Raw genomic sequence first — 1,578 nt, 5'->3', positions numbered from 1 at the left:
TTTCAGCCTGTCGAAAAAGGTCACCTTTTGGTGGCCTTTTTCTCGTATTGAGAGAGAAAATGCGGTATAATGGTGTAGGGTGATAAAAATGCTGGTAAAGAACGCAGAAAATCGAGAGCAGCTGGAATTTGTAAGTTTGGAGAACATGGTCCCGCAGGATCACTTGCTGCGGAAAATCGACGACGCCATCGACTTCAAGAAAATCTACGAATTTGTGGAGGATCTGTATTGCGAGGACAACGGCCGGCCCAGCGTTGACCCGGTGGTGCTGTTCAAGATCGTGTTGATCCAGCATATCTATGGAATTTCTTCCCTACGCCGAACCCTGGAGGAAGTGAGCATGAATTTGGCATACCGGTGGTTCATTGGATATCCGCTGAATGAAGCGGTACCGCACTTCTCCACAGTGAGCTACAACTTCAAGCACCGATTCAACCACGCCACGGTGGAATATGTGTTCCGCTGGGTGTTAAAAGCAGCCGCAGAGGAAGGATATCTGGACACAGAAGCGATTTTTGTGGACGGAACCCACATTAAGGCAAGTGCTAATCTGAAAAAGCAGGCCAAAAAGGCGGTCCCCAAGCAGGCAAAGCGGTACGCAAAAGAGCTGTTCGATGAAGTGAACAAGGACCGGGAGGAACACGGGAAAAAGCCCTTTTCCGATGACAGCGACAAAAAGCCGCCGGAGGAGAAGGAAACGGTGGTGTCCACCACCGACCCGGAAAGCGGTGTATTCCACAAGGGGGAGCACAAAAAGTGCTTTGCCTACGAAGCGCACACAGCATGTGACAAGCACAATTTTGTTGTTGGTGTTCACGTCACTCCCGGCAATATCCACGACAGTGTAGCCTTTGATCCTCTGTACGATGAAGTATGCCAGTATTACCCTGAGCACAAAACCGTGGTGGCGGACAGCGCCTACAAAACCCCCTGGATCTGCAAGAGAATCTTCGACAGCGGCCGCGTTCTTTCCACCTGCTATACCCGCCCCAAGACCAAAGGAAACGGCCACCCCTGGTGGGCCTATGTGTATGACGAATACTTTGACGATGTGATCTGTCCGGAATACCGTGCGCTGCATTATTCCACCACAAACCGGGAGGGCTACCGGGAATACAAAAGCCGAGGCTATCTTTGCAAGAGCTGTCCCACCAGAGGGATGTGCACCGAGAACGCCAAGTGCGAGAAAACAGTCTTGCGCCATGTCTGGCAGGACTATGTGGAGATGGCAGAGCACGTGCGGCATATGGCGGTGTACAAAGAACTGTACCGGCTGCGAAAAGAGAAGATTGAGCGTGTGTTTGCCGATGCGAAGGAAAAACACGGGATGCGTTACACGCAGTACAGAGGCTTGGCCCAGGTGACAAACTGGGTGAAGCTTAAATTTGCTGCCATGAATCTGAAAAAACTGGCCATTTGGAAATGGAATGGCCGCCATCCGGCGCCGGATGGCGGAAAACAAACAGGATGGGGGAAAAGTGTAGCTGCTGTTTTGATGCTTTTTCCGTTTCCGCTTTCGTTTCCAAGCAAAAAACCTGCTCTGGCTTAATTGCCGGAGCAGGTTTTTCTACAGGCTGA

At 51.1% G+C, this 1,578-nt stretch carries 1 protein-coding gene; it reads left to right on the top strand.

What is annotated here, in order from left to right:
- The first annotated feature begins 88 nt into the window (after window positions 1-88).
- Complete coding sequence (locus tag B5G37_RS14415) at window positions 89-1,549, top strand: IS1182 family transposase (protein ID WP_242962906.1); 1,461 nt, start codon at window positions 89-91, stop codon at window positions 1,547-1,549.
- The last annotated feature ends 29 nt before the right edge of the window (window positions 1,550-1,578 follow it).

The sequence above is a fragment of the Pseudoflavonifractor sp. An85 genome (assembly GCF_002161235.1).
Lineage (GTDB): Bacteria > Bacillota > Clostridia > Oscillospirales > Oscillospiraceae > Enterenecus.
Note: the sequence above shows the minus strand (reverse complement) of the source record. Positions and strands in the feature narration are given on the sequence as shown.

Bases quoted from the DNA above. Each gene is read 5' to 3' on its own strand.
- B5G37_RS14415 (WP_242962906.1), top strand. From the start codon at position 89: ATGCTGGTAAAGAACGCAGAAAATCGAGAGCAGCTGGAATTTGTAAGT.